Origin of the sequence: Rhizobium brockwellii (assembly GCF_000769405.2) — a bacterium.
Lineage (GTDB): Bacteria > Pseudomonadota > Alphaproteobacteria > Rhizobiales > Rhizobiaceae > Rhizobium > Rhizobium brockwellii.
In genome coordinates this window covers 352,209-372,899 of sequence record NZ_CP053439.1, presented here as the reverse complement: position 1 = coordinate 372,899, position 20,691 = coordinate 352,209, and the positions used below count along the sequence as shown (strand labels likewise).

17 protein-coding genes are annotated in these 20,691 nt (G+C 61.9%); 6 read left to right on the top strand and 11 right to left on the bottom strand.

Features of this window, described 5'->3' with window-relative positions:
* Nucleotides 1-83: 83 nt before the first annotated feature.
* The 5 genes from RLCC275e_RS01870 (at nucleotide 84) to edd (ending at nucleotide 7,051) form a co-directional block, all read left to right on the top strand.
* Nucleotides 84-1,520 (top strand): glutamine synthetase family protein, encoded by a 1,437-nt coding sequence (locus RLCC275e_RS01870; protein ID WP_033181612.1) that lies wholly within the window; start codon nucleotides 84-86, stop codon nucleotides 1,518-1,520.
* A gap of 12 nt (nucleotides 1,521-1,532) precedes the next feature.
* Nucleotides 1,533-2,831: an NAD(P)/FAD-dependent oxidoreductase gene (locus tag RLCC275e_RS01865; RefSeq protein ID WP_033181611.1), complete on the top strand. Its 1,299-nt coding sequence runs from the start codon at nucleotides 1,533-1,535 to the stop codon at nucleotides 2,829-2,831.
* A 134-nt stretch (nucleotides 2,832-2,965) separates the two neighbouring features.
* A complete protein-coding gene (gene zwf, locus RLCC275e_RS01860; protein WP_033181610.1) occupies nucleotides 2,966-4,441 on the top strand; it encodes a glucose-6-phosphate dehydrogenase in 1,476 nt (491 codons plus the stop codon).
* Nucleotides 4,442-4,451: 10 nt separating this feature from the next.
* Nucleotides 4,452-5,150, top strand: a complete 699-nt coding sequence (pgl, locus tag RLCC275e_RS01855; RefSeq protein ID WP_033181609.1) for a 6-phosphogluconolactonase — start codon at nucleotides 4,452-4,454, stop codon at nucleotides 5,148-5,150.
* 77 nt (nucleotides 5,151-5,227) lie between these two features.
* Nucleotides 5,228-7,051, top strand: coding sequence for a phosphogluconate dehydratase (gene edd / locus RLCC275e_RS01850; protein WP_033181608.1), 1,824 nt, complete (start codon nucleotides 5,228-5,230; stop codon nucleotides 7,049-7,051).
* Nucleotides 7,052-7,167: 116 nt separating this feature from the next.
* Here the strand turns inward: edd and RLCC275e_RS01845 are convergent, their stop codons facing one another.
* The 6 genes from RLCC275e_RS01845 to RLCC275e_RS01820 all read right to left on the bottom strand — a co-directional run bounded on the left by RLCC275e_RS01845 (nucleotide 7,168) and on the right by RLCC275e_RS01820 (nucleotide 14,251).
* Nucleotides 7,168-7,521, bottom strand: coding sequence for a hypothetical protein (locus tag RLCC275e_RS01845; RefSeq protein ID WP_008523602.1), 354 nt, complete (start codon nucleotides 7,519-7,521; stop codon nucleotides 7,168-7,170).
* Between the two features lie 176 nt (nucleotides 7,522-7,697).
* Nucleotides 7,698-8,786, bottom strand: a complete 1,089-nt coding sequence (locus RLCC275e_RS01840; RefSeq protein ID WP_003556609.1) for an ABC transporter ATP-binding protein — start codon at nucleotides 8,784-8,786, stop codon at nucleotides 7,698-7,700.
* Nucleotides 8,787-8,836: 50 nt separating this feature from the next.
* Nucleotides 8,837-10,489 (bottom strand): beta-galactosidase BglA, encoded by a 1,653-nt coding sequence (gene bglA, locus RLCC275e_RS01835; RefSeq protein ID WP_033181607.1) that lies wholly within the window; start codon nucleotides 10,487-10,489, stop codon nucleotides 8,837-8,839.
* Nucleotides 10,490-10,523: 34 nt separating this feature from the next.
* A complete protein-coding gene (locus RLCC275e_RS01830; protein ID WP_003556605.1) occupies nucleotides 10,524-11,687 on the bottom strand; it encodes a carbohydrate ABC transporter permease in 1,164 nt (387 codons plus the stop codon).
* 1 nt (nucleotide 11,688) lies between these two features.
* Nucleotides 11,689-12,702 carry a carbohydrate ABC transporter permease gene (locus tag RLCC275e_RS01825; protein ID WP_033181606.1) on the bottom strand — a complete coding sequence of 338 codons (1,014 nt, stop codon included), beginning with the start codon at nucleotides 12,700-12,702 and terminating at the stop codon, nucleotides 11,689-11,691.
* Nucleotides 12,703-12,889: 187 nt separating this feature from the next.
* A complete protein-coding gene (locus RLCC275e_RS01820; protein WP_033181605.1) occupies nucleotides 12,890-14,251 on the bottom strand; it encodes an ABC transporter substrate-binding protein in 1,362 nt (453 codons plus the stop codon).
* 297 nt (nucleotides 14,252-14,548) lie between these two features.
* Between RLCC275e_RS01820 and RLCC275e_RS01815 the strand changes: the two genes are divergently transcribed.
* Nucleotides 14,549-15,574 carry a LacI family DNA-binding transcriptional regulator gene (locus tag RLCC275e_RS01815; protein WP_018072597.1) on the top strand — a complete coding sequence of 342 codons (1,026 nt, stop codon included), beginning with the start codon at nucleotides 14,549-14,551 and terminating at the stop codon, nucleotides 15,572-15,574.
* Between the two features lie 113 nt (nucleotides 15,575-15,687).
* Here the strand turns inward: RLCC275e_RS01815 and folD are convergent, their stop codons facing one another.
* The 5 genes from folD to RLCC275e_RS01790 form a co-directional block, all read right to left on the bottom strand.
* The gene (folD, locus tag RLCC275e_RS01810) at nucleotides 15,688-16,587 is read right to left on the bottom strand and encodes a bifunctional methylenetetrahydrofolate dehydrogenase/methenyltetrahydrofolate cyclohydrolase FolD (RefSeq protein ID WP_033181604.1); all 900 of its coding nucleotides are present in this window, start codon (nucleotides 16,585-16,587) and stop codon (nucleotides 15,688-15,690) included.
* 120 nt (nucleotides 16,588-16,707) lie between these two features.
* On the bottom strand, nucleotides 16,708-18,480 hold the full coding sequence (locus RLCC275e_RS01805; protein ID WP_033181603.1) for a GumC domain-containing protein: 1,773 nt from the start codon (nucleotides 18,478-18,480) through the stop codon (nucleotides 16,708-16,710).
* A gap of 155 nt (nucleotides 18,481-18,635) precedes the next feature.
* Complete coding sequence (locus RLCC275e_RS01800; RefSeq protein ID WP_033181602.1) at nucleotides 18,636-19,475, bottom strand: WecB/TagA/CpsF family glycosyltransferase; 840 nt, start codon at nucleotides 19,473-19,475, stop codon at nucleotides 18,636-18,638.
* A gap of 290 nt (nucleotides 19,476-19,765) precedes the next feature.
* Entirely contained in the window at nucleotides 19,766-20,305 is a 540-nt protein-coding gene (locus RLCC275e_RS01795; protein ID WP_033181601.1) for a hypothetical protein, read from the bottom strand.
* Nucleotides 20,305-20,670, bottom strand: a complete 366-nt coding sequence (locus tag RLCC275e_RS01790; RefSeq protein ID WP_003556590.1) for a hypothetical protein — start codon at nucleotides 20,668-20,670, stop codon at nucleotides 20,305-20,307. The genes RLCC275e_RS01795 and RLCC275e_RS01790 overlap by 1 nt, the downstream gene beginning before the upstream one ends.
* Nucleotides 20,671-20,691: the final 21 nt, after the last annotated feature.

The following is a 20,691-nucleotide window of genomic DNA, read 5'->3' as shown; positions in this document are numbered from 1 at the left end:
GGCGAAAGTCAACGTTTGCCACCCCTCGCCAATTGGCAAAGTCTGGTTATGATGGCGCCACGATCAATACAAACCGGTGTGTCATGTCCCCAAAAAAGACGACGCTCAAGCCTGCCAGAAACGTACCCGCCTCGAAGAAAACTCCCCCGGAACCCGGATCCCTGCGCGGCGTTGCGAACTGGAAGGAAGCAGCGCGGTGGCTGAGGGACAGGGGCATCGAAGACATCGAATGCATCACGCCGGACCTTGCCGGCGTTGCGCGCGGCAAGATGATGCCGAGCTCGAAATTCACCTCCAACACCTCGCTGGCGCTGCCTTCGGCGATCTACCGGCACACGATATCGGGCGAATATCCCGACGAGACGGAGAGCTTCCGCTACGAGCCGCGCGACAGCGACCTGAAGCTGATGCCCGACCTTTCGACGCTGTCCGTCGTGCCCTGGGAGACCGACCCGACAGCGCAGGTGATCTGCGATATCGTCGATTCGGACGGCGGCGAAGTGCCCTATACGCCGCGCAACGTGCTGAAGCGGATTATGAGCCTTTATCATGAGCGCGGCTGGAAACCGATCGTGGCGCCCGAGATCGAATTCTACCTCGTCGCCAAAAACGACGATCCCGACTATCCGCTCCACCCGCCCAAAGGCCGGTCCGGCCGCTCGATCCTCGGCGGCCAGGGCTATTCGATCGCCGGCATCAACGAGTTCGACGAACTGATCGATGACGTCTATCATTTCTCGGAGAAGCAGGGGCTGGAGATCGACACGCTGATCCATGAAGAGGGACCGGCGCAGCTCGAGATCAACCTGCGCCACGGCAATCCGATCGAGCTTGCCGATCAGGTGTTCCTGTTCAAGCGGACGATCCGCGAAGCGGCGCTGAAACACGACATCTATGCAACCTTCATGGCCAAGCCGATGCAGGGCCAGCCGGGTTCGGCGATGCATATCCACCAGTCGGTGGTCGATATCGAGACCGGCAAGAACATCTTCTCCAATGCCGATGGATCGGCTTCGAAGGAATTCTTCCACTTCATCGGCGGCATGCAGAAATTCGTGCCGAGCGCGATGGCGATGCTGGCGCCCTATGTGAATTCCTACCGGCGCCTGCAGCCCGATATGTCCTGCCCGGTCAACAATGCCTGGGGTTACGACAACCGGACGACGGCCTTCCGTGTCCCGGTCTCCGATCCGCAGGCGCGGCGCGTGGAAAACCGGCTGCCGAGCTCGGACGCCAATCCCTATCTCGCGCTCGCCGCCTCGCTCGCCTCCGGCCTGCTCGGCATCATGAAGCAGATCGAGCCGACGGCGCCGACCGAGGATTCGGCCAATGAAGGATCGATCGACCTGCCGCGCGGCCTGCTGGAGGCCGTGGCGCTGCTCGAGGACGAACCCGCCTTCGAGGAGATATTCGGCAAGCAGTTCATCGGCCTTTATGCCGGCGTCAAGCGCGGCGAGTTCGAGACCTTCATGCAGGTGATCAGCCCCTGGGAGCGGGAATTCCTTCTGCTCAACGTGTGAGGCAAGCACCAAATGGCATCGCAGGAGACGTGGCAGAGCCCGATCGCGCCCGGGCTGTCCTGGTATCAGGCAACCGTCGGGGAGCGCCCCACCTACCCCGCTCTCGACGGCTCGAGAACATCAGACGTCGCCATAATCGGCGGCGGCTATACCGGCCTGCAGGCCGCCTATAATCTTGCCAAATCAGGCATTTCGGTGATCCTGATCGACGCCTGCCGCTTCGGCGACGGGGCGTCCGGGCGCAATGGCGGCCAGCTCGGCACCGGTCAGCGATGGTGGCCGGAAGAACTCGAGGAGAAGATCGGCTACGAACGCTCGAAGGCGCTGTTCGATCTTGCCGAAGCGGCCAAGCGCCATCTCATCGATTTCGCCCGCGAGCATCAGATCGAGATCGACTATGTGCCCGGCCAGCTCAACGTCGCACACAAGGCGAGCTACAAACGCGACTATTACGAAAATGCCGAAATCGCCGCCTTACGCTACGGCTATCCGCATCTGAGCTTCATGGACGAGAAGGAAACGCAGGAGAGGCTCGGTTCGAAGCGTTTCCATTGCGGTGTACGCGATGTCGGCACCGGCCACATCCATCCGCTGAAGCTGCTGGTCGGGCTCGCGCGGGTCGCGGCCAATGCCGGTGCTGAAATCTTCGAGATGACCAAGGCGACGGCGATCCGCCAAAGCGGCGGCAAGGTGACGATCGAAACCGAAAGGGGAACGATCACCACTGAGCGCGCGCTGATCGCCTGCAACGGCCATATCGGCGACCTCGAGCCGGTAACGGCAAGCCATGTCATGCCGATCCGCTCCTTCATCGGCGCCACGGCGCCGCTCGACGGGCATGCCGACGTGCTGCCCGGGGGCGAGGCCGTGGCCGATTCGCGCTTCGTCGTGCGCTACTTCCGCAAATTCGGTGACGGCCGCCTGCTGTTCGGCGGGCGCGAGGCCTATACCTCGGACAATCCGCGGGACATTTCAGAGCACATTCGCCGACAGATCGCCGAGATCTATCCAGAGCTGAGGGATATCGAGATCACCCATTCCTGGGGCGGCAGCGTCGGCATCACCCTGCCGCGCCAACCCTTCGTGCGCGAGGTCATGCCCGGGGTCATCTCGATCGGCGGTTATTCCGGCCATGGCGTCATGCTGTCAAACTACTGTGGCAAGCTCTATGCGGAAACGGTGCTTGGAAAATCCGGCGATCTCGATCTCTTCACATCGCTCGATATTCCCGCCTTTCCCGGCGGAGCCCGGATGCGGGCGCCGTTGCTTTTCCTCGCCTTGTCGTGGTTTGCACTTCGCGACAAATTTTAGTCCGATTGCGGATTTCCTCTTCTGGAAATTCGCTCTAAAACCGGTTCCTGAGAGATTCATTGCACTGCACACTGGCTTTTTTAAATCGATTAGATTAAAAGAGCCGCCAACCAGCCTGATTGAGAGACAAGCTCATGAGCAGCCAAATCATTCCCGTTGAGCCCTTTGATTATGTCGTCTTCGGCGGCAGCGGCGACCTTGCAGAACGCAAGCTTCTGCCCGCGCTGTATCATCGCCAGATCGAAGGCCAGTTCAGCGAACCGACCCGCGTGATCGGCGCCTCGCGCAGCCCGTTGACGCACGAGGAATACCGCAAATTCGCCAAGGATGCGCTGAACGAGCACCTGAAGAAGGGTGAATATGACGAGGCGGAGGTGGAGAAATTCTGTGCCCGCCTCTACTACGTCTCGGTCGACGCCCGCACGGATGCCGGCTGGGATCAGCTGAAGAAGCTGCTCGACGAAGGCAAGGATCGCGTGCGCGCCTTCTACCTCGCCGTCGCTCCGGGCATCTTCGGCGATATCTCGCAGAAGATCCACGACCACAAGCTAATCACCAAGTCGACCCGCATCGTCGTCGAGAAGCCGATCGGCCGCGACCTGGCCTCGGCGCTGCAGCTCAACGACACGATCGGCCGCGCCTTCAAGGAAGAGCAGATCTTCCGCATCGACCATTATCTCGGCAAGGAGACGGTGCAGAACCTGATGGCGCTGCGCTTCGCCAACGCGCTCTACGAGCCGCTGTGGAACGCCAATTACATCGACCACGTGCAGATCACCGTGGCTGAATCGGTCGGCCTCGAAGGCCGCGCCGGCTATTACGACACGGCGGGCGCACTGCGCGACATGGTGCAGAACCACATCCTGCAGTTGCTCTGCCTGACGGCGATGGAAGTGCCCTCGTCGATGGATTCGGAAGCCGTGCGCGACGAGAAGCTGAAGGTGCTGCGCGCGCTGAAGCCGCTCAATGCTTCCAACGTCGAGCAGGCGACGGTGCGCGGCCAGTATCGCGCCGGCGCATCGGGCACCGGCCCGGTCAAGGGCTACCTCGAAGAACTCGAAGGCGGCGTCTCTAACACCGAAACCTTCGTCGCCATCAAGGCCGAGATCAACAACTGGCGCTGGGCCGGCGTTCCCTTCTATATAAGAACCGGCAAACGCCTGACCGGGCGCATGTCCGAGATCGTCATTACCTTCAAGCCGATCCCGCACGCGATCTTCGACCAGGCGGCCGGGCGCATCAACGCCAACCAGCTGATCATCCGCCTGCAGCCGGATGAGGGCGTCAAGCAGTCGCTGATGATCAAGGATCCGGGTCCGGGCGGCATGCGTCTGCGCAACGTCTCGCTCGACATGAGCTTCGCCCAGGCCTTCAACGTCCGCAATCCCGACGCCTACGAGCGCCTGTTGATGGACGTGATCCGTTCCAACCAGACGCTGTTCATGCGCCGCGACGAAGTCGAAGCCGCATGGAAATGGGTGGATCCGATCCTCAAGGGTTGGGAAACGACCGGCCAGCAGGTGCAGGGCTATACGGCGGGCACCTGGGGGCCGAGCCAGGCCATCGCGCTGATCGAGCGTGACGGCCGCACTTGGCATGACGAAATCTAGGACGAAATCGATGGTATCGACCCTGCATTCCTTCGCCAGCGCCGCAGACCTCGCCGGCAGCCTCGCCGACAAGGTCGCCGATACGCTTTCGGCGGCGATTGCCGCCCGCGGAACGGCGTCCATCGCCGTTTCCGGCGGCTCGACGCCGAAGGTCTTCTTCCAGGCGCTTTCGACGCGCGACATCGCCTGGGACAAGGTGACGATCACGCTTGTCGACGAACGTTTCGTGCCGGCCGACAATCCGCGCTCGAACCATTTGCTGGTCGATGCCAATCTGCTGCAGAACAAGGCAAAGGCGGCACGCTTCCTGCCGCTCTATCAGGATGCTGCCTCCGCGGAGGAGGCGGCAAGGCTCGCAACCGAGAAGACCAGGGCGATCAGTTCACCCTTCGACATCGTCATCCTCGGCATGGGTGGCGACGGCCACACCGCCTCATTCTTTCCCGGCGGCAGCAATCTTGCCAAGGCAATCGATGCATCGACGCCGCGCGGCATCATCACCATGGAAGCGGAAGGAGCCGGTGAGCCGCGCCTGACCTTCACCTTCTCCAGTCTTCAGGATGCCGCACTCCTGGTTCTCCATATTGAGGGCGAAGGCAAAAAAGACGTTCTCGCCAAGGCGGAAGGCAGCGGTGACGAGGCAGAAATGCCGATCCGCGCCGTTCTGCGCCGGGCCACTTCCCCGGTCGAGATCTACTGGGCTCCCTGATCCGCCGTCATCCGGACCGAGATTCAGGCCAGAGCCGCCGAAACAGATAGAGACAACGAACAAGGCAGGGATTTTCCATGTCCGCTCACGCACGCATTTCTGCGATCACCGATCGCATCGTCGAACGCTCGAAACCAAGCCGCGAGCGCTACCTTGAACGCCTGCGCGCCGCCGCTTCCAAGGGTGTCGCGCGCTCGGTGCTTGGCTGCGCCAACCTTGCCCATGGCTTCGCGGTCTGTTCCCCCGCCGACAAGGATGCGCTCGCCGGCGACCGCATCCCCAATCTCGGCATCATCACCGCCTATAACGACATGCTCTCGGCCCACCAGCCGTTCGAGACCTATCCGGCGATCATCCGCGAGGCGGCAGCCCAAGCAGGCGGCGTGGCGCAGGTGGCCGGCGGCGTGCCGGCGATGTGCGACGGCGTCACCCAGGGACAGCCGGGCATGGAGCTCTCGCTGTTCTCGCGCGACCTGATCGCCATGTCGGCGGGCGTCGGCCTGTCGCACAACATGTTCGATGCCGCCCTCTTCCTCGGCGTCTGCGACAAGATCGTGCCGGGCCTCGTGATCGCGGCCCTGTCCTTCGGACACCTGCCGTCGATCTTCGTTCCGGCCGGTCCGATGACCACAGGCCTGCCGAACGACGAAAAGTCACGCGTGCGCCAGCTCTTTGCCGAGGGCAAGGTCGGACGCGCCGAACTGCTGGAGGCGGAATCGAAATCCTATCACGGCCCCGGCACCTGCACCTTCTACGGCACCGCCAATTCCAACCAGATGCTGATGGAGATCATGGGCTTCCACATGCCCGGCTCGTCCTTCATCAATCCCGGCACGCCGCTGCGCGAAGCGCTGACGCGCGAAGCCGCCAAGCGGGCGTTGGCGATCACCGCGCTCGGCAACGAATTCACGCCTGCCGGCGAGATGATCGATGAGCGCTCGGTCGTCAACGGCGTCGTCGGCCTGCATGCGACCGGCGGCTCGACCAACCATACGCTGCACCTCGTCGCCATGGCGCGGGCGGCGGGCATCCATCTTACCTGGCAGGACATTGCCGAGCTTTCGGAAATCGTCCCGCTGCTTGCTCGCGTCTATCCGAACGGACTTGCCGACGTGAACCATTTCCAGGCGGCCGGCGGCATGGGTTTCCTCATCAAGGAACTCTTGAAACACGGCTTGGTGCATGACGACGTCCGCACCGTCTTCGGCCACGGTCTCCAAGCCTATACGGTCGACGCCCGTCTCGGTGAAAACGGTGCCGTCCTGCGCGAGCCGTCGCCGGAAAAAAGCGTCGACCCCAAAGTGCTTTCCAGCATCGAAACACCGTTCCAGGCGAATGGCGGGCTGAAGATGCTGCGCGGCAATCTCGGCAAGGCGGTCATCAAGATCTCGGCCGTCAAGCCGGAGCGCCACATCATCGAGGCGCCGGCAATCATCTTCCACAGCCAGCAGGAGCTGCAGGACGCCTTCAAGGAAGGCAAGCTCAACCGCGATTTCATCGCCGTCGTGCGCTTCCAAGGCCCGAAGGCGAACGGCATGCCGGAACTGCACAAGCTGACGCCGCCGCTCGGCGTGCTGCAGGACCGCGGCTTCCGCGTGGCGCTGCTGACCGACGGGCGTATGTCCGGCGCATCCGGCAAGGTGCCGGCCGCGATCCACGTGACGCCGGAAGCGGTCGACGGCGGCCCGATCGCCCGCATCCGCGAGGGCGACATCATTCGCCTCGACGCGATCAAGGGCACGCTCGAGCTGCTCGTCGATGCGGCTGATTTGGCCGAGCGCGAGCCTGTCGTCGTCGATCTCTCCGACAATGAATTCGGCATGGGCCGCGAACTCTTCGCGCCGTTCCGCCGCGCCGTCGGAGCTTCGGACCAGGGTGCGAGCGTGCTCTTCCACCACTGAGCGGGTGGCTTCTGGCAAACAAAAACCCGCGGGGAGCCTGAAGCCCCCGCGGGTTTTTGATTTCAATCCGCATACTCAAGTAGTGAGCATTCACACGTCCTGGCGGACGCGCGGCTTTAGGCTCGAATATCGAGAACGTAGTCGCGGTGCGCCGGATGGGTGCTGTAGACGAAGATCTTGTTCAGCTCCTTCTGCGTCAGCAGGCGCAGGAAGCGAACTTCCACTGTGTTGTTGGCGTTGACCTTCATCAGCAGGCAGCCGACCTTGGTGATGCGGGCATCCGGAATATCCAGATAGAACTGCTTCGGCAGGTTGAACTGGGTCAGGATCGCGAGCGTCGCGCTGCTCATCGAAATCCGGACAATGTCGCAGCGGCGCGAAGCCGCGTGCATGACGCCCTTTTCCGTATATTCGATGCGCGCGGCGTTCATGGTGTCCTCCATTTTGAACCGCGCCTCGCGGTCATACATGAAGGATTCTTCCTTGCTCAGGAAATGAGATTTTGGCTGTGACGGATTGGAAGCGGCCACCTGCTTATCCCCCTCATAAATTGACAGGGAAAAGGTAGCAGCCGATCTTTAACAGAAAGTGAGAATTCGGTCCGTCCCGCACAATTCTTAGGAACATCACCCCAAAAATGGCCGCCTCACTTCCGGTAGGTATGGCCGGTTGCGTCAAACAGATGCAACTTCTGCCTGTCGGCGGCAAACCGCATCCTCTGGCCCTTCTTGACATCATAGATGCCGGGCAGCTTGACGACGATCGGCTCGCCCGGGACCAGGCCCTCGATATAAAGCAACGTCACTTCGCCGAGCGCTTCGACGATCGACACTTCACCTTCAAACAGGTAGTCGGCGCCATCGGCAACTCGGAGATCCTCCGGACGAACGCCGAAGCTTGCCTGCTTGCCCATTTCCGACGTGTCAGTCGCCACATCGAGGGTCACCGACATGCCGCCGGTCAGGGTCACCGTTGTCTGGCTTCCGGTTCCGGCGACCGTCGCCGGAATGATGTTCATCGCCGGCGAGCCGATGAATTTTGCAACGAAGAGGTTTGCCGGGCGCTCGTAGAGGTCCAGCGGTGCGCCGACCTGCTCGATATTGCCGGCGGAGAGAACGACGATGCGATCAGCCAGCGTCATCGCCTCGACCTGGTCGTGGGTAACGTAGATCATCGTCGTATCGGCCATCTGTTCGTTCAGGCGGGCGATCTCGATGCGGGTCGCGACGCGCAGCGCGGCATCGAGGTTGGACAGCGGCTCGTCGAACAGGAAGACCTTGGGATCGCGGCAGATGGCGCGGCCGATCGCCACGCGCTGGCGCTGGCCGCCGGAAAGCGCCTTCGGCAGGCGACCGAGATATTGGGTCAGTTGCAGGCTCTCGGCCGCCGCCCGGACGCGGCGATCGATTTCCTGCTTGCTTTCGCCGGCGATCTTCATGCCGAAAGCCATGTTATCGAACACGGTCATATGCGGGTAGAGCGCATAGGACTGGAAGACCATGGCGATGCCGCGCTTGGAGGGCGGCACGTCATTGACGAGATGGCCATCGATATACATCTCACCGCCGGTGATCGCCTCGAGACCGGCGATCATGCGCAGAAGCGTGGACTTGCCACAGCCGGACGGACCGACGAAGACGATGAATTCGCCCTGCTTGATATCGAGGTCGATACCGTGGAGAACGTCCACGGAACCGTAGGATTTGCGGATATCCTTCAGCGTCAGTCCAGTCATTTCTCTCTCCCTGTGTTCCCTGGGCCTGTGTTTCCTTAGGCCTATGTTCCTTAGGCAAGACGGGCGAAATACGCCCCCCAGGCCGGAATATCGATCTTGTCGCCATAGTTGTTGCTGGTAAAGCCGTGGCCCGTCAATGCCTGCCATTCTCCCGCAGGCAGGATGACGGCGGCCTCGGCCGGGCTTATGTTGAAGATGCAAAGCAGCTTCTCATTGCCGTATTCACGGGTGAAGACCAGGCTATCGCCCTGTTGTTCCTCGAATTCGATCTCGCCCTTGGCAAAAGCCGGGTGCAGCTTGCGGAAGGCGATGAAGCGGCGATAGTGCTCCAGCACCGAAGCCTCGTCGCCCAACTGGACGCTGACGGCACGCAGGATATGCTCGACCGGCACCGGCAACCAGGGCTTGACCGTCGAGAAGCCGCCCTGGGCGACCTGGCTGTCCCAGACCATCGGCGTGCGGCAGCCGTCGCGGCCCTTGAATTCCGGCCAGAATTGAATGCCATAGGGGTCCTGCAGGTCCTGATAGGCGAGATCGGCCTCGGTCAGCGCCAGCTCCTCGCCCTGATAGAGGCAGACGGAGCCGCGCATGGTCATCAGCAACGAGGCATAAAGCTTGGCAAAGGCGTCATGATCGGCGACCAGCCCGCCCCAACGGCTGACATGGCGCATGACGTCGTGATTGGAGAAGGCCCAGCAGGCCCAGCCATCGGGCGCGGCGGCTTCGAAATCCTGCATCACCTCTTCGACGCGCTCCGGCGTCAGCGGATCGGGCGCCAGGAATTCGAAGGCATAGCACATATGCATCTTGTCATTGCCGGAGGTGTATTCGCCGACGATTTCAAGGCCGCGCTGGCTGTCGCCGACTTCGCCGACGGCGGCGATCGCCGGGAATTCTTCGAGAACGGCACGGAAGCGCTTCAGGAAGGCAAGGTTCTCAGGGCGGTTCTTGTCGTAGATATGCTCCTGAAAATTATAGGGATTGACCGCCGGCGCCGTCGAGGCGTTGCGGCGCTCGGGCGCGAGCGCCGGATTGTCGCGCAGCTGCGTGTCATGGAAATAGAAGTTGATGGTGTCGAGGCGGAAGCCGTCGACGCCGCGATTGAGCCAGAAGCGCACGACATCCAGCAGACGGTCCTGCACCTCAGGGTTATGCAGGTTCATGTCCGGCTGCGAGGTCAGGAAATTGTGCATGTAATATTGCATGCGCGTCGGATCCCACGCCCATGCCGAGCCGCCGAAGATCGACAGCCAGTTGTTCGGCGGCGTGCCATCCGGCTTGGCGTCGGCCCAGACATACCAGTCGGCCTTGGCGTTGGTCTTGCTGGAGCGGCTCTGCGCAAACCACGGATGCTGATCCGAGCTGTGGGAGATGACGAGGTCGATCATCACGCGGATGCCGAGGCGATGGGCCTCGGCGATCATCGTGTCGAAATCCACCAGCGTGCCGAAGATCGAATCGACATTCTCGTAATCGGAGACGTCATAACCGAAATCGCGCATCGGCGAGGTGAAAAAGGGCGAGATCCAGATGGCATCGACGCCAAGGCTTGCCACATGCGGCAGGCGGGCGGTGATGCCCTTCAGGTCGCCGATGCCGTCGCCGTTCGAATCCTGGTAGGAGCGCGGGTAGATCTGATAGATCACCGCGCCGCGCCACCAGTCCTTGTCAGGGGTCGAGATCGATTGGGAAGCCACGTTCATGGAATATCCTGTTTGAAGTCACGTTCGGGAATGGTCAGCCTCCCTTGACCGAACCCGCCAGCAGACCGCGCACCAGGTAACGCTGCAGCCCGAAGAAGACGAGCAGCGGCACGATGATGGTGACGAAGGCTGACGCCGTCAAAATCTCCCAATTACCGCCGCGCGAGCCGAGCAGCGCGTTCAGGCTGCCGGTCAGCACGAGGTGGTCCTTGTCGGTGCCGAGGAAGACCATGGCGACGAGCAGGTCGTTCCACACCCACAGGAACTGGAAGATGGCGAAGGAGGCGAGTGCCGGGAAGGACAGAGGCAAAACAATGCGGACGAAGATCTCGAAATCGCTCGCGCCATCGACGCGGGCGGATTCGATGATCTCCTTCGGCAGGCCGGCAATATAGGCCCGCAAGAGATAGATGGCGAGCGGCATGCCGAAGGCGGTGTGGGCCAGCCAGATGCCGGGATAGGTCTTCGACGGCTGGCCGAGCAGGTTGCCGATCTCGTTATAGAGGCGCAGCAGCGGGATCAGCGACATCTGCAGCGGCACGACGATGAGGCCGACGACGAGCGCAATCAGCAGCCCGCGGCCGGGAAACTCCATCCAGCTCAGGGCATAGGCGGCGAAAGCGGCAATCAGGATCGGGATGATCGTCGCCGGGATCGTCACGGTCAGCGAGTTGATGAAGGACTGGCCAATGCCCTCGCCGGTCAGAACCGTCTTGTAGTTCGCCATCGTGAACTCCGGCGGCGCAGAAACGGATGCATAGATGCGCTTCGGGCGTTCGTCGGGCGAGAAGGCGGCGTTCTTCACATAGCGGTAGCTGCCGTCGCTGTTGATCTGCAGAGTTTCGCCGTCGCCGAGATCGGCGGTCTCGCCAGCCTTATAAGCGGCGGGCTGCTGTATGCGGTTGCCGAAGGCCTTCACCGCCCGGCCGGTCTGGCCTTCCAGCACATTGCCCGAGATGACGTAGGTCGCACCTTCCTGCTTTTGCTGGTCGGGTGTACCGAGGCGGACCGCGGCGGTTTGCGTCGAGCCGACGAAGGCCGTCCACCAGCCGGAGACGACGATCTGGTCCTTGTCGCGCAGCGCGCTGACGAAGATGCCGAGCGTCGGGATCAGCCAGATAATGACGATCAGCAGAACGGCTGCGTGAACGAAGAGACGGGCGGGGCCGATCTTGAAGTAGCTTCCGATAGCGGTCATCTCAGTGCCCCTTCAGTTCGCGATTGGCGCGGCGCACGTTCCAGACCATGATCGGCGTGACGGCGAGCATGATGATGATGGCGATGACCGCGCTTCGGCCGGAATCGCCGCCGCCGCGGAACATCCAGTCGAACATCAGGTTCGCCAGCACCATCGTCTGCCACTGGCCGTTGGTCATGGTCAGCACGATGTCGAAGACTTTGAGGACGAGGATGGTGATGGTCGTCCAGACGACGGCGATGCTGCCCCAGACCTGCGGCACCATGATGCGCCAGAAGATCTGCCAGCCATTAGCGCCGTCGATGACGGCGGCTTCGATCGTCTCTTCCGGAATGCCGCGAAGAGCCGCCGACAGGATGACCATAGCAAAACCGGTCTGGATCCAGATCAGGATGATCATCAGGAAGAAGTTGTTCCAGAAGGGAATAGAGATCCACACCTCCGGTGTGCCGCCGAAAGTCTGGACGATGGCGTTCAGCAGGCCGATCTGGACGTCGTTGCCGCCGCGATATTCATAGATGAATTTCCAGATGACCGAGGCGCCGACGAAGGAGATCGCCATCGGCATGAAGACGATGCTCTTGGCGATATTGCCCCACCAGATGCGATCGGTCATCACGGCGATGACGAGGCCGAAGAAGGTGCAGGCGGCCGGCACCACGGCAAGCCAGAGGATGTTATTGAAGATCGACTGGCGGAATTCGCGGTCGCCGATTGCCCATTTGTAATTGGCGAGGCCGACGAATTGCAGACCGGTGCGGTCGTAGAAGGAGAGGATGAAGGTCGCAACGACCGGATAGACGAGATAGACGATGAGCAGGAAGAGCGCCGGGCCGATGAACAACCACGGCCGGACGAGTGCACGGCGGTTGAGATTGCGTGATGCGGCGCGGATGTCGCCATCCTTCACCGGCAGTGCGAGATCCAGGATCTTGTTCGAAAAATAGAAATAGGCCGAGCATGCGATAACGGCTCCGACCACGACGCCCAAAGCGGACACTATCTGCGACAGCATTTCGTCCCTCCCCTGCTTCCCCTGATCTTATTCCGACCGGTTTTTATTCTGACGGGTCAACGCCGGTCACCGTCAATCTTTTTGTATAGCCCAATCACAGTATATCCTGCGATGGCCGGGCTCTTTGCGAGCCCGGCCAGTCATGCAAGCCATGCCGCCGGCAAGCCGGCGGCATAATTTTGAAAGATTACTTGATGCCGTCCCAGGCGCTCTGGATTTCGCCAGCGGCCTCTTCAGCGGACTTGCCGCCGACGAAATCGACCATGCCCGTCCAGAAGGCGCCGGCGCCGATCTTGCCCGGCATCAGATCGGAACCGTCGAAGCGGAAGGTGGTGGCGGAGGTCAGGATCTCGCCTTCCTTCTTCATCTGCGGATTGGCATAGGCCTCGGTGCTGACGCCCTTATACGGCGTCAGGAAGCTCGACTGCGCCATCCAGACCTCATGCGCAATCGGGGTCTTCAGGAAGTCGATGAAGGCGCGGGCCGTCTTCGAGTCCTTGGCGATCGAGACGAGCGTGCCGGCGCCGAGAACCGGCTTGCCGAGTTCGGGATGCGACGCAAAGGTCGGCATGTAGAAGAAGTCGGCATCCTGGCCGAGCTTCGTGCCCTCAGGGAAGAAGGACGGGATGAACGAGGCCTGATGGTGCATGTAGCACTTCGGCGGAACCGCAAAGAGGCCCTTCGGGCTGTCGCGGAAATCGGTCGAGGCCACCGCTGCGACGCCGCCATCGACGTATTTCGCGTTCTTGGCGAACTTGCCGAACTCGTCGATCGCGGCAACGACGGCCGGATCGGTGAACTTCAGCTCGTTGGTCGTCCACTTGTCGTAGGCTTCCGGCGGCTGCATGCGCAGCATGAGGTCCTCGACCCAGTCGGTCGCCGGCCAGCCGGTGGCGCCGCCGGAACCGAGACCGATGCACCAGGGAACGCCGCCGTCCTTGACGATCTGGTCGGTCAGGGCATGCAGTTCTTCCATGGTTGTCGGGATCTTGTAACCGGCTTCCTCGAAATTCTCCGGCACGTACCAGACCAGCGATTTCACGTCGGCCTTATACGGGAAGGCGTAGAAGGCCTCCTTGCCGTCCTTGCCCTTGTAGGTGCCGTAGCCGACCCAGCTGTCGCCGGCGCCGTAATTGTCCTTGATCCACTTGGAGTTGTCATCGCCGAGCGGCGTCAGGAAGCCCTTGCTGGCGAGATCGGCCAGGAGGCCGGGCTGCGGCAGAACGGCAATGTTCGGCGGCGAGCCTGCCTGCGTATCGATGACGATCTGCTGTTCGTAATTTTCGGAAGAGGAGTATTTGACATCGATGCCGGTGGCTTCGGTGAAATAGGCAAGGACGCTCTGGAAGAACGCCTCGTCCTCGCCGCGCCACGGCCCGAAGATCGTCAGCGGCTGACCCTTCAGATCGGCATGAGCAGCCTTGAACTCGTCATAGCTCTTCCAGTTGAACTTGGCATCCTGTCCCGGGGCAAATTTCAGATCGGCCGCGGACGCAGCACCGGCAAAAAGCGCTGCCACGGCAACGCCCATCAAAAATGACTTTTTCATGTGATCAACCTCCCATCACAATCCCAACCGCGCCGAATTCCCTCCAAAAGAAATTTCAAAGCGCTTTGACACCCAACTCATTTCACTTTCGGTGGAATGGAGTCAAGTCAATTCGCGAAAACCCGCTGTGAACATGCTAGATATCGCAGCGCAGCAACGTCTATCGGGAAATATGGATCGATTTTTCTTGAGTCAAGCGCGCCAGATGATACATAATTGAAAGCGCTTTGGATGCCACTGGGAGGCGGTGGGCCTTTTCAGGACGGCTGACGGGCGGGCCGGGAGGAAGCATAGCAGGTGAATCTCAAACAGCTATCGGAATTGCTGGGGCTGTCGCAGACGACGGTGAGCCGAGCGCTGAACGGCTATCCCGAGGTCAACGAGGCGACCCGGGAGCGCGTGCTTCAGGCTGTCAAGGAAACCGGGTACCGCCCGAACAAGGCGGCGCAACGGCTTGCGACCGGCAAGGCAGGCTCGATCGGCCTCGTCATGCCGACGGCGCCCGGCCACCAGTCCGACGTGCATTTCGGTGAATTCCTGGCCGGGCTCGGCGAAGAAGCCGTGCGCCACGACTTCCACTTCGTGATCATGCCGGCCGACCCGGATGACGAGGTGGCGGCGCTGCGCCGCCTTGCGATCAGCGGCAATGTCGATGCCCTGTTCGTCGCCTATATGCGCGGTCACGATCCGCGGCTCGCCATGCTGAAATCGCTCTCGATGCCCTATGTCGTGCACGGCCGCTCCTTCGGTTCGGAGCCGGACTATCCCTATCTCGACATCGACAACGAAGGCGCCTTCTACGATGCGACGCGGCTCTTGCTGCAGCTCGGCCATACGCGCTTTGCGCTGATGAACGGACCGATGCATCTCGATTTCGCCATCCGCAGGAAGAACGGCGTCATATCAGCCCTTGCCGAGCGCGGGCTCGCGCTCGATGAGGGTTGTATGAGCCACGCGCTGATGACGGACGAACAAGGCCTGCTGGCAATGGAACACTTCCTGCAATTGCCGGAACGGCCGACGGCGATCCTCTGCTCCAGCACGGTGCTGGCGCTCGGCGCGATCCGCGCGGTCAACCAGGCGGGATTGCGGCTCGGCGAGGATATCTCGCTGATCGCCCATGACGACGTGCTGCCGCTGCTGAAACCGGAAAGCTTTTCCGTGCCGCTGACGACGACGCGCTCTTCCTTGCGGGCGGCGGGCGTTCGCATCGCGCAGCGGCTGATCGGCACCGTAAAGCAGGCCGGCCCCTTCCCCGACCAAGAGCTCTGGAAGACCGAGCTGATCGTCAGGGCCTCGACCGGTCCTGTTCCCCAGGCCTAGAGCAGGATGATTTTAGGCCGGATCGGCCTAAAATCTGAATCCTGTTCTACATCATGTAGTTAGAGCATGATGTCGTCCGAAAACTGCTCACACTTTTCGGCATCATGCTCTAATCAAAACTGCGGCGGTGTCTGCCCCGCAGTGCGGTGGGCGGCAATGACCGTATTGGCCATCAACATGGCGATGGTCATCGGCCCGACGCCGCCGGGAACCGGGGTGATGGTGCTGGCGATCGCCGAGACCTCCTCGAAGGCGACGTCGCCAACGAGCCGGGTCTTGCCCTCGCCTCTTTCGGGGGCTGCAACACGGTTGATGCCGACGTCGATGACCGTTGCACCGGGCTTCACCCAATCGGCCCTGACCATCTCCGGCCGGCCGACGGCGGCCACCAGGATATCGGCGTTGCGGCAGACCTCGGCGAGGTTCTTGGTCCTGGAATGAGCAATCGTCACCGTCGCATTGGCGTTGAGCAGCAATTGCGCCATCGGCTTGCCGAACAGGTTGGAGCGGCCGATGACGACGGCGTTGAGGCCGGAGAGATCCTCGCCATGGGTGCGGCGGACAAAGACCATGGCGCCGGCGGGGGTGCAGGAGACCAGTCCGGTCTTCAGGTCGCCGGTGGCCAGTTTGCCGGCATTGACGACGCTCAGGCCGTCGACATCCTTTTCCGGCAGGATCGACTGGATGATCGCCTCGCTGTCGAGCGGCTTCGGCAAGGGCAGTTGCACCAGAATGCCGTGGATCGACGGATCGGCGTTGAGGCTGGCGACGAGAGCTGCCAGTTCCTCCTGCTTCGTCTCGGCCGGCAGCGTGTGCTGAACGGATTTGAAGCCGCATTCCTTGGCCATGCGGCCCTTGGAGCCGACATAGGCGTGGCTTGCCGGATCGTCGCCGACGATGACGACCGCAAGACCGGTGGTGACGCCGCTGCTCTTTTCCAGCGCCGCCGTCGCACTCTTGACCGTCTGAATGACCGATGCAGCTACGTTCTTTCCGTCGATTACTGTCGTCACGCGTCTCTCCGCCCTGTTTCGCGTCAATCTATGGATAGTTGACGAGCGTCAAATGCCCGCTAACGCCCTATCCTGTCGGAAAGCAGCAATGCAATATCAAAAATGCAAGGAAATGTTCGTTCAACGCAGCGGCTGCCGCGCGTCGAGCGCATGAAGACGAAGCCGGTCGCGCAGGCCGGAGATTTCGGAGCGCAGCACCTCCATCTCGTCGACCGGAGCGGGGTCCTGCGCGAACGTCGGCGGCAGTGGGGTCTGCGGCGGGGATGCCGGCATTTTCTCACCTGCGGGATTGGCGACGGGCCGACGCAGGCGCAGCAGGAAAGCCGAGGCAAGACCGACCACAAGGCCCGCGGCTGCGCCCATTAGCGAGCGACCGATCCGGCCATCCGTTGCCGATACCGCCGTCGCCAGCGGCGGCTTCAGGAGAACGATACGACCGTCGGTGGCCGTTTCCGCCGCTGCGGACGTCGCCTCTTCGAGGCGCGAGCGGGCGGCATTCGCCTTTTCGCTGAGCTCGGTCAGGCGTGACAAATCGACGCCGGTGTCCCGGCTCTGGGCGATCAGCGTGTTGCGGCGAGCGTTCAAGCCCTTGCGCGCATCGACGGCGGCTTTGGCGGCGAGGTTGGCAGTCTGGGCAAGACGGGTAAGCTCCTTGCCCATATTCTCCTTCAGGCCGTCGGTTTCGGCCTGCTGCTGCAGGAGGCGCGGATGGCGCGGGCCGAGCTCGGCCGACAGCTGCGCAAGCGTCGTTTTGGCGACGGCATATTTGTCGCGCCAGTCCTGCAGCGCCGGCGAGAGCATATCGGAGGGCAACGAACCGTCGAGCACTTCGGCAAGTTTTGCGACCTTGAGCCGGTCGGTCTGCGCCTTGGCGGTAAGAATATTCTGGTCGGCCGCTTTCAGATCGGCATCGAGCCGGTCGATCTGGCGGCGAAGATCGATCGCCACCTTGACGTTGCCCTCGCCGCTCTTCGCCGTGAAGGCGGCAAGCTCCGCCTTCACCTCGTCATAGGTTTTACGCAAGGCGGCATCGGTTTCGACGTTGCCGCCGGGGCCGTCTGTTGCGGACACCGCTTCGGCAAGCTTTGCGGCGATGCGCATGGATTTGCCGCTATCGCCGGTCGTTACGCTGATGAGGATGGTGCCGGCGGCGGCATCGGGTGTTATCTCGACCGCATGTTTCAGCGTCGCCTCGGCGCGCGAGGCCGGATCGGCAGCAGCGCCGGTCGCGGAGAGGAGATCGAGCGCGACGCCGAGCGCATTAGCACTGGCGCCGGCAAATTCGGGATCATGATCGAGTTTCAGGGCAGCCACCGTCGAAGCAATCACCCGCGCCGACAGCATCCCTTTCGCCGCGGCCTGGGTGAAGGCAGCGCGGCTTGCGGCATCGCTCTTCACCGCAAGCGTCGCCTCGGCACGGTAGAGGGCTGGCGAGGCCGGCATCAGCGCCGGCAAGCCCGCGCCGACGATCGTCGCGGCGGCCACCATCATCGCAAGACCAATGCCGCCCACGCGGCGGCGCGGCGCTGCCGACCTGGGCTCGGCGGGTTCTTCACGGAGCGTGGCCGGCGGTGCGGGTGAGATCATCGGCTCGTCGGCCGGAGCACTCAGCTCTTCATCGCCCGCCGGCTCCTGAAGAAGCGGATGGCCGACGTCGTTGGCGGCCCGGAGGCGGTTGCCGAGGATGGTTTCGATGCGGTCGACCAGCGGTGCGGTGCGCGCCGCTCTTGTGCGCTGCTCCTCCAACACCCGGCCGATGACACGCAGCAATTCGGCCTCGGGCGGCGCGATATCAAGCCGGCCCGACCGGGGCGTCCCATAGGAATCGTCATGGGCGCGCGGCCCTGCGGCTGCGCGATCCTGGAAGCTGTTTCGGGCCTTGATATCGTACATTGCGCCACATCTCATGCACATGATGGCCGAGTTCGCTCATCCGCACGAATGCAGATGATTAAGCCACTCTAAATATTCATGGCAAAGAAATGGTTAACCGCAGCGGGCAGGAATTGCTAAGCCGCGCGTCTTGTTAGACGCGCGGCGCGATAAGGTCAGCTCGCCCTCTTACGATCCGACTGTGGCTGCAGTGCGCTGCCGTGCTCCTCCGGGTGGCTGAGGATCCTTTCGCGCCGGCGGAAGCGGTAGCGCAGGACATGGAAGAGGAAGACCGGGATACCGATGATGTAACGGCGCCAGAGGCGCGTCGGCTCCTGCAGTAGGCGATAGGCCCATTCCAGGCGCATCATCCGCACCGTCCTCGGCGCACGTGGAACGGCGCCGGAAACGAAGTCGAAAAGAGCGCCCACCGTCAGCACCAGACGCGCATGATCGGCGCGAATATGATCGTGAACCCATTTCTCCTGCAGCGGGGTCCCCATGCCGACGATCAGGATATCGACCTTCTGGCGCTCGAGCTCCTCGATGACATCAGTGGGATCGACCTTGTCGAAGTAACCGTCGGAAACGACGACGAATTCGTGCCAGGGCGTGTGCCTGCGGAAATTTTCCGCCGCCGCATCGACGACCGAACGCTCGCCGCCGATGAGGCCGATGCGGCGCGGCGCCTCCATGAAGGTCAGGAAGGCCGGCACGAAATCGGTGCCGTTCAGATTGGCGGGAAATGGCGAACCATGGGCGATCTGCGATGCGATGTTGAGGCCGATTCCGTCGGGCAGCACCAGATTGTGCGACATGATCCGGTAATATTCGTCGTCGCGCAACGCCGTCAGCATGTTGTGGGCGTTGACGAAGCAAACCACGGTCTGGCCGACGGGAATAGAGGCCAGCTCGTTGATGAAAACGAGGGCGTCGTCCCAGCCGAGATCGCAGACCGGCAGATCGAAGATCGTCCGCCGCGATGCGAGCACCGCGAAGTTTGCAATCAGATTCATTCCTACCTCCTGCCGAGGGTGCTGCATGCGCCCGACATCCCGGAAAACAAGCCCATATTCCGCACCGGAGGTCTCGAAAGGACCGGTCGCGTCCCGCCGGGACGGCGTCGCTCCGATCTCGGATAAGCGGCGCATGCCAAGCTGTGACACCTGATATAACAGGACGGTTTCAAACAACCCTTAGGAAAATTCCTTGAATTTCAATGCTCGTATAAGTGGATTGTTAACCATGCGCGCCAACGACAAACGACGCCCTCGGGCGCCGTTTGTCGTCGATGATCAAATGATGTTTAGTGGGCCGCTGGCGCCGGTGCTTCGGCGGCCGGTGCGGTCTCGACGATCTTGACGGGTTTGCCGACCTTCTTCGGCTGACCGGCGGAGCTTTCCTTGACCTCTTCCTTGGAAAGATAGTCGAGCTGCTCCAGCATCACGTCGGCGACGTATTCGCCGCCGAGGCGCTCGTTCATGCCCTTCTTGATCTCCTCGCGGAAAGCCTTCGGATCGAAGGATTTGATGTGGGCGATATCGACCATCTTGTTGCCGACGAGCAGGCTGAAAAGCTCGTCCGTCGTCATCTCGGCGAGCGGCAGCGTCACGCCTTTCAGCATGTCCTTGTTCATCATGAACGAAACGCGGCCGAGGAAGTAACCGGTGATCGCACCGTTGCCGATGATCGGCACCGTGATCGTTTCGCCCTTCACCAGCTCAAGAGCGCTCTGCTTGGAATCTGTAGCCGCCGGTGCCGGCGCGGTCGCCAGGTACACCGAGAAATAGACCGATGCCAAGGTGATGGCGCAAACCCAGACACCGGTGAGGACGAGCTTGATCATCAGTTTCCACGCGCGGCGAATTGTTCCTGGGAATAGGTGCCGTCGGCATCGGCATCCTGAACCGCGTTCTTCAGGAGGTCGGCGACGGCGCGAACCGCTTCGAGATGCGCCTCGACGCGGCGGGCATTGAGAACCAGTTTCTTCTTCAGGCCGTGCAGCTGATCGAGATGGGCAGCGGCAAGCTCGGCCGGATCGGTATCCCGGAAAAGCATCGACAGCTCGTAGAGGCAGCGGCTCTTATGCGCATTGGAGACCTTGAGATCGAATTGCGGATCGTTGCCGATCCGGGTGTTCTCATTGTCGATGATCATTTCGAGGCGTCCGAGAACGGATTTGATCCTGTATTCGTTCGAAACTATTTCCATTGTACCCTCGGTTATGCGTCG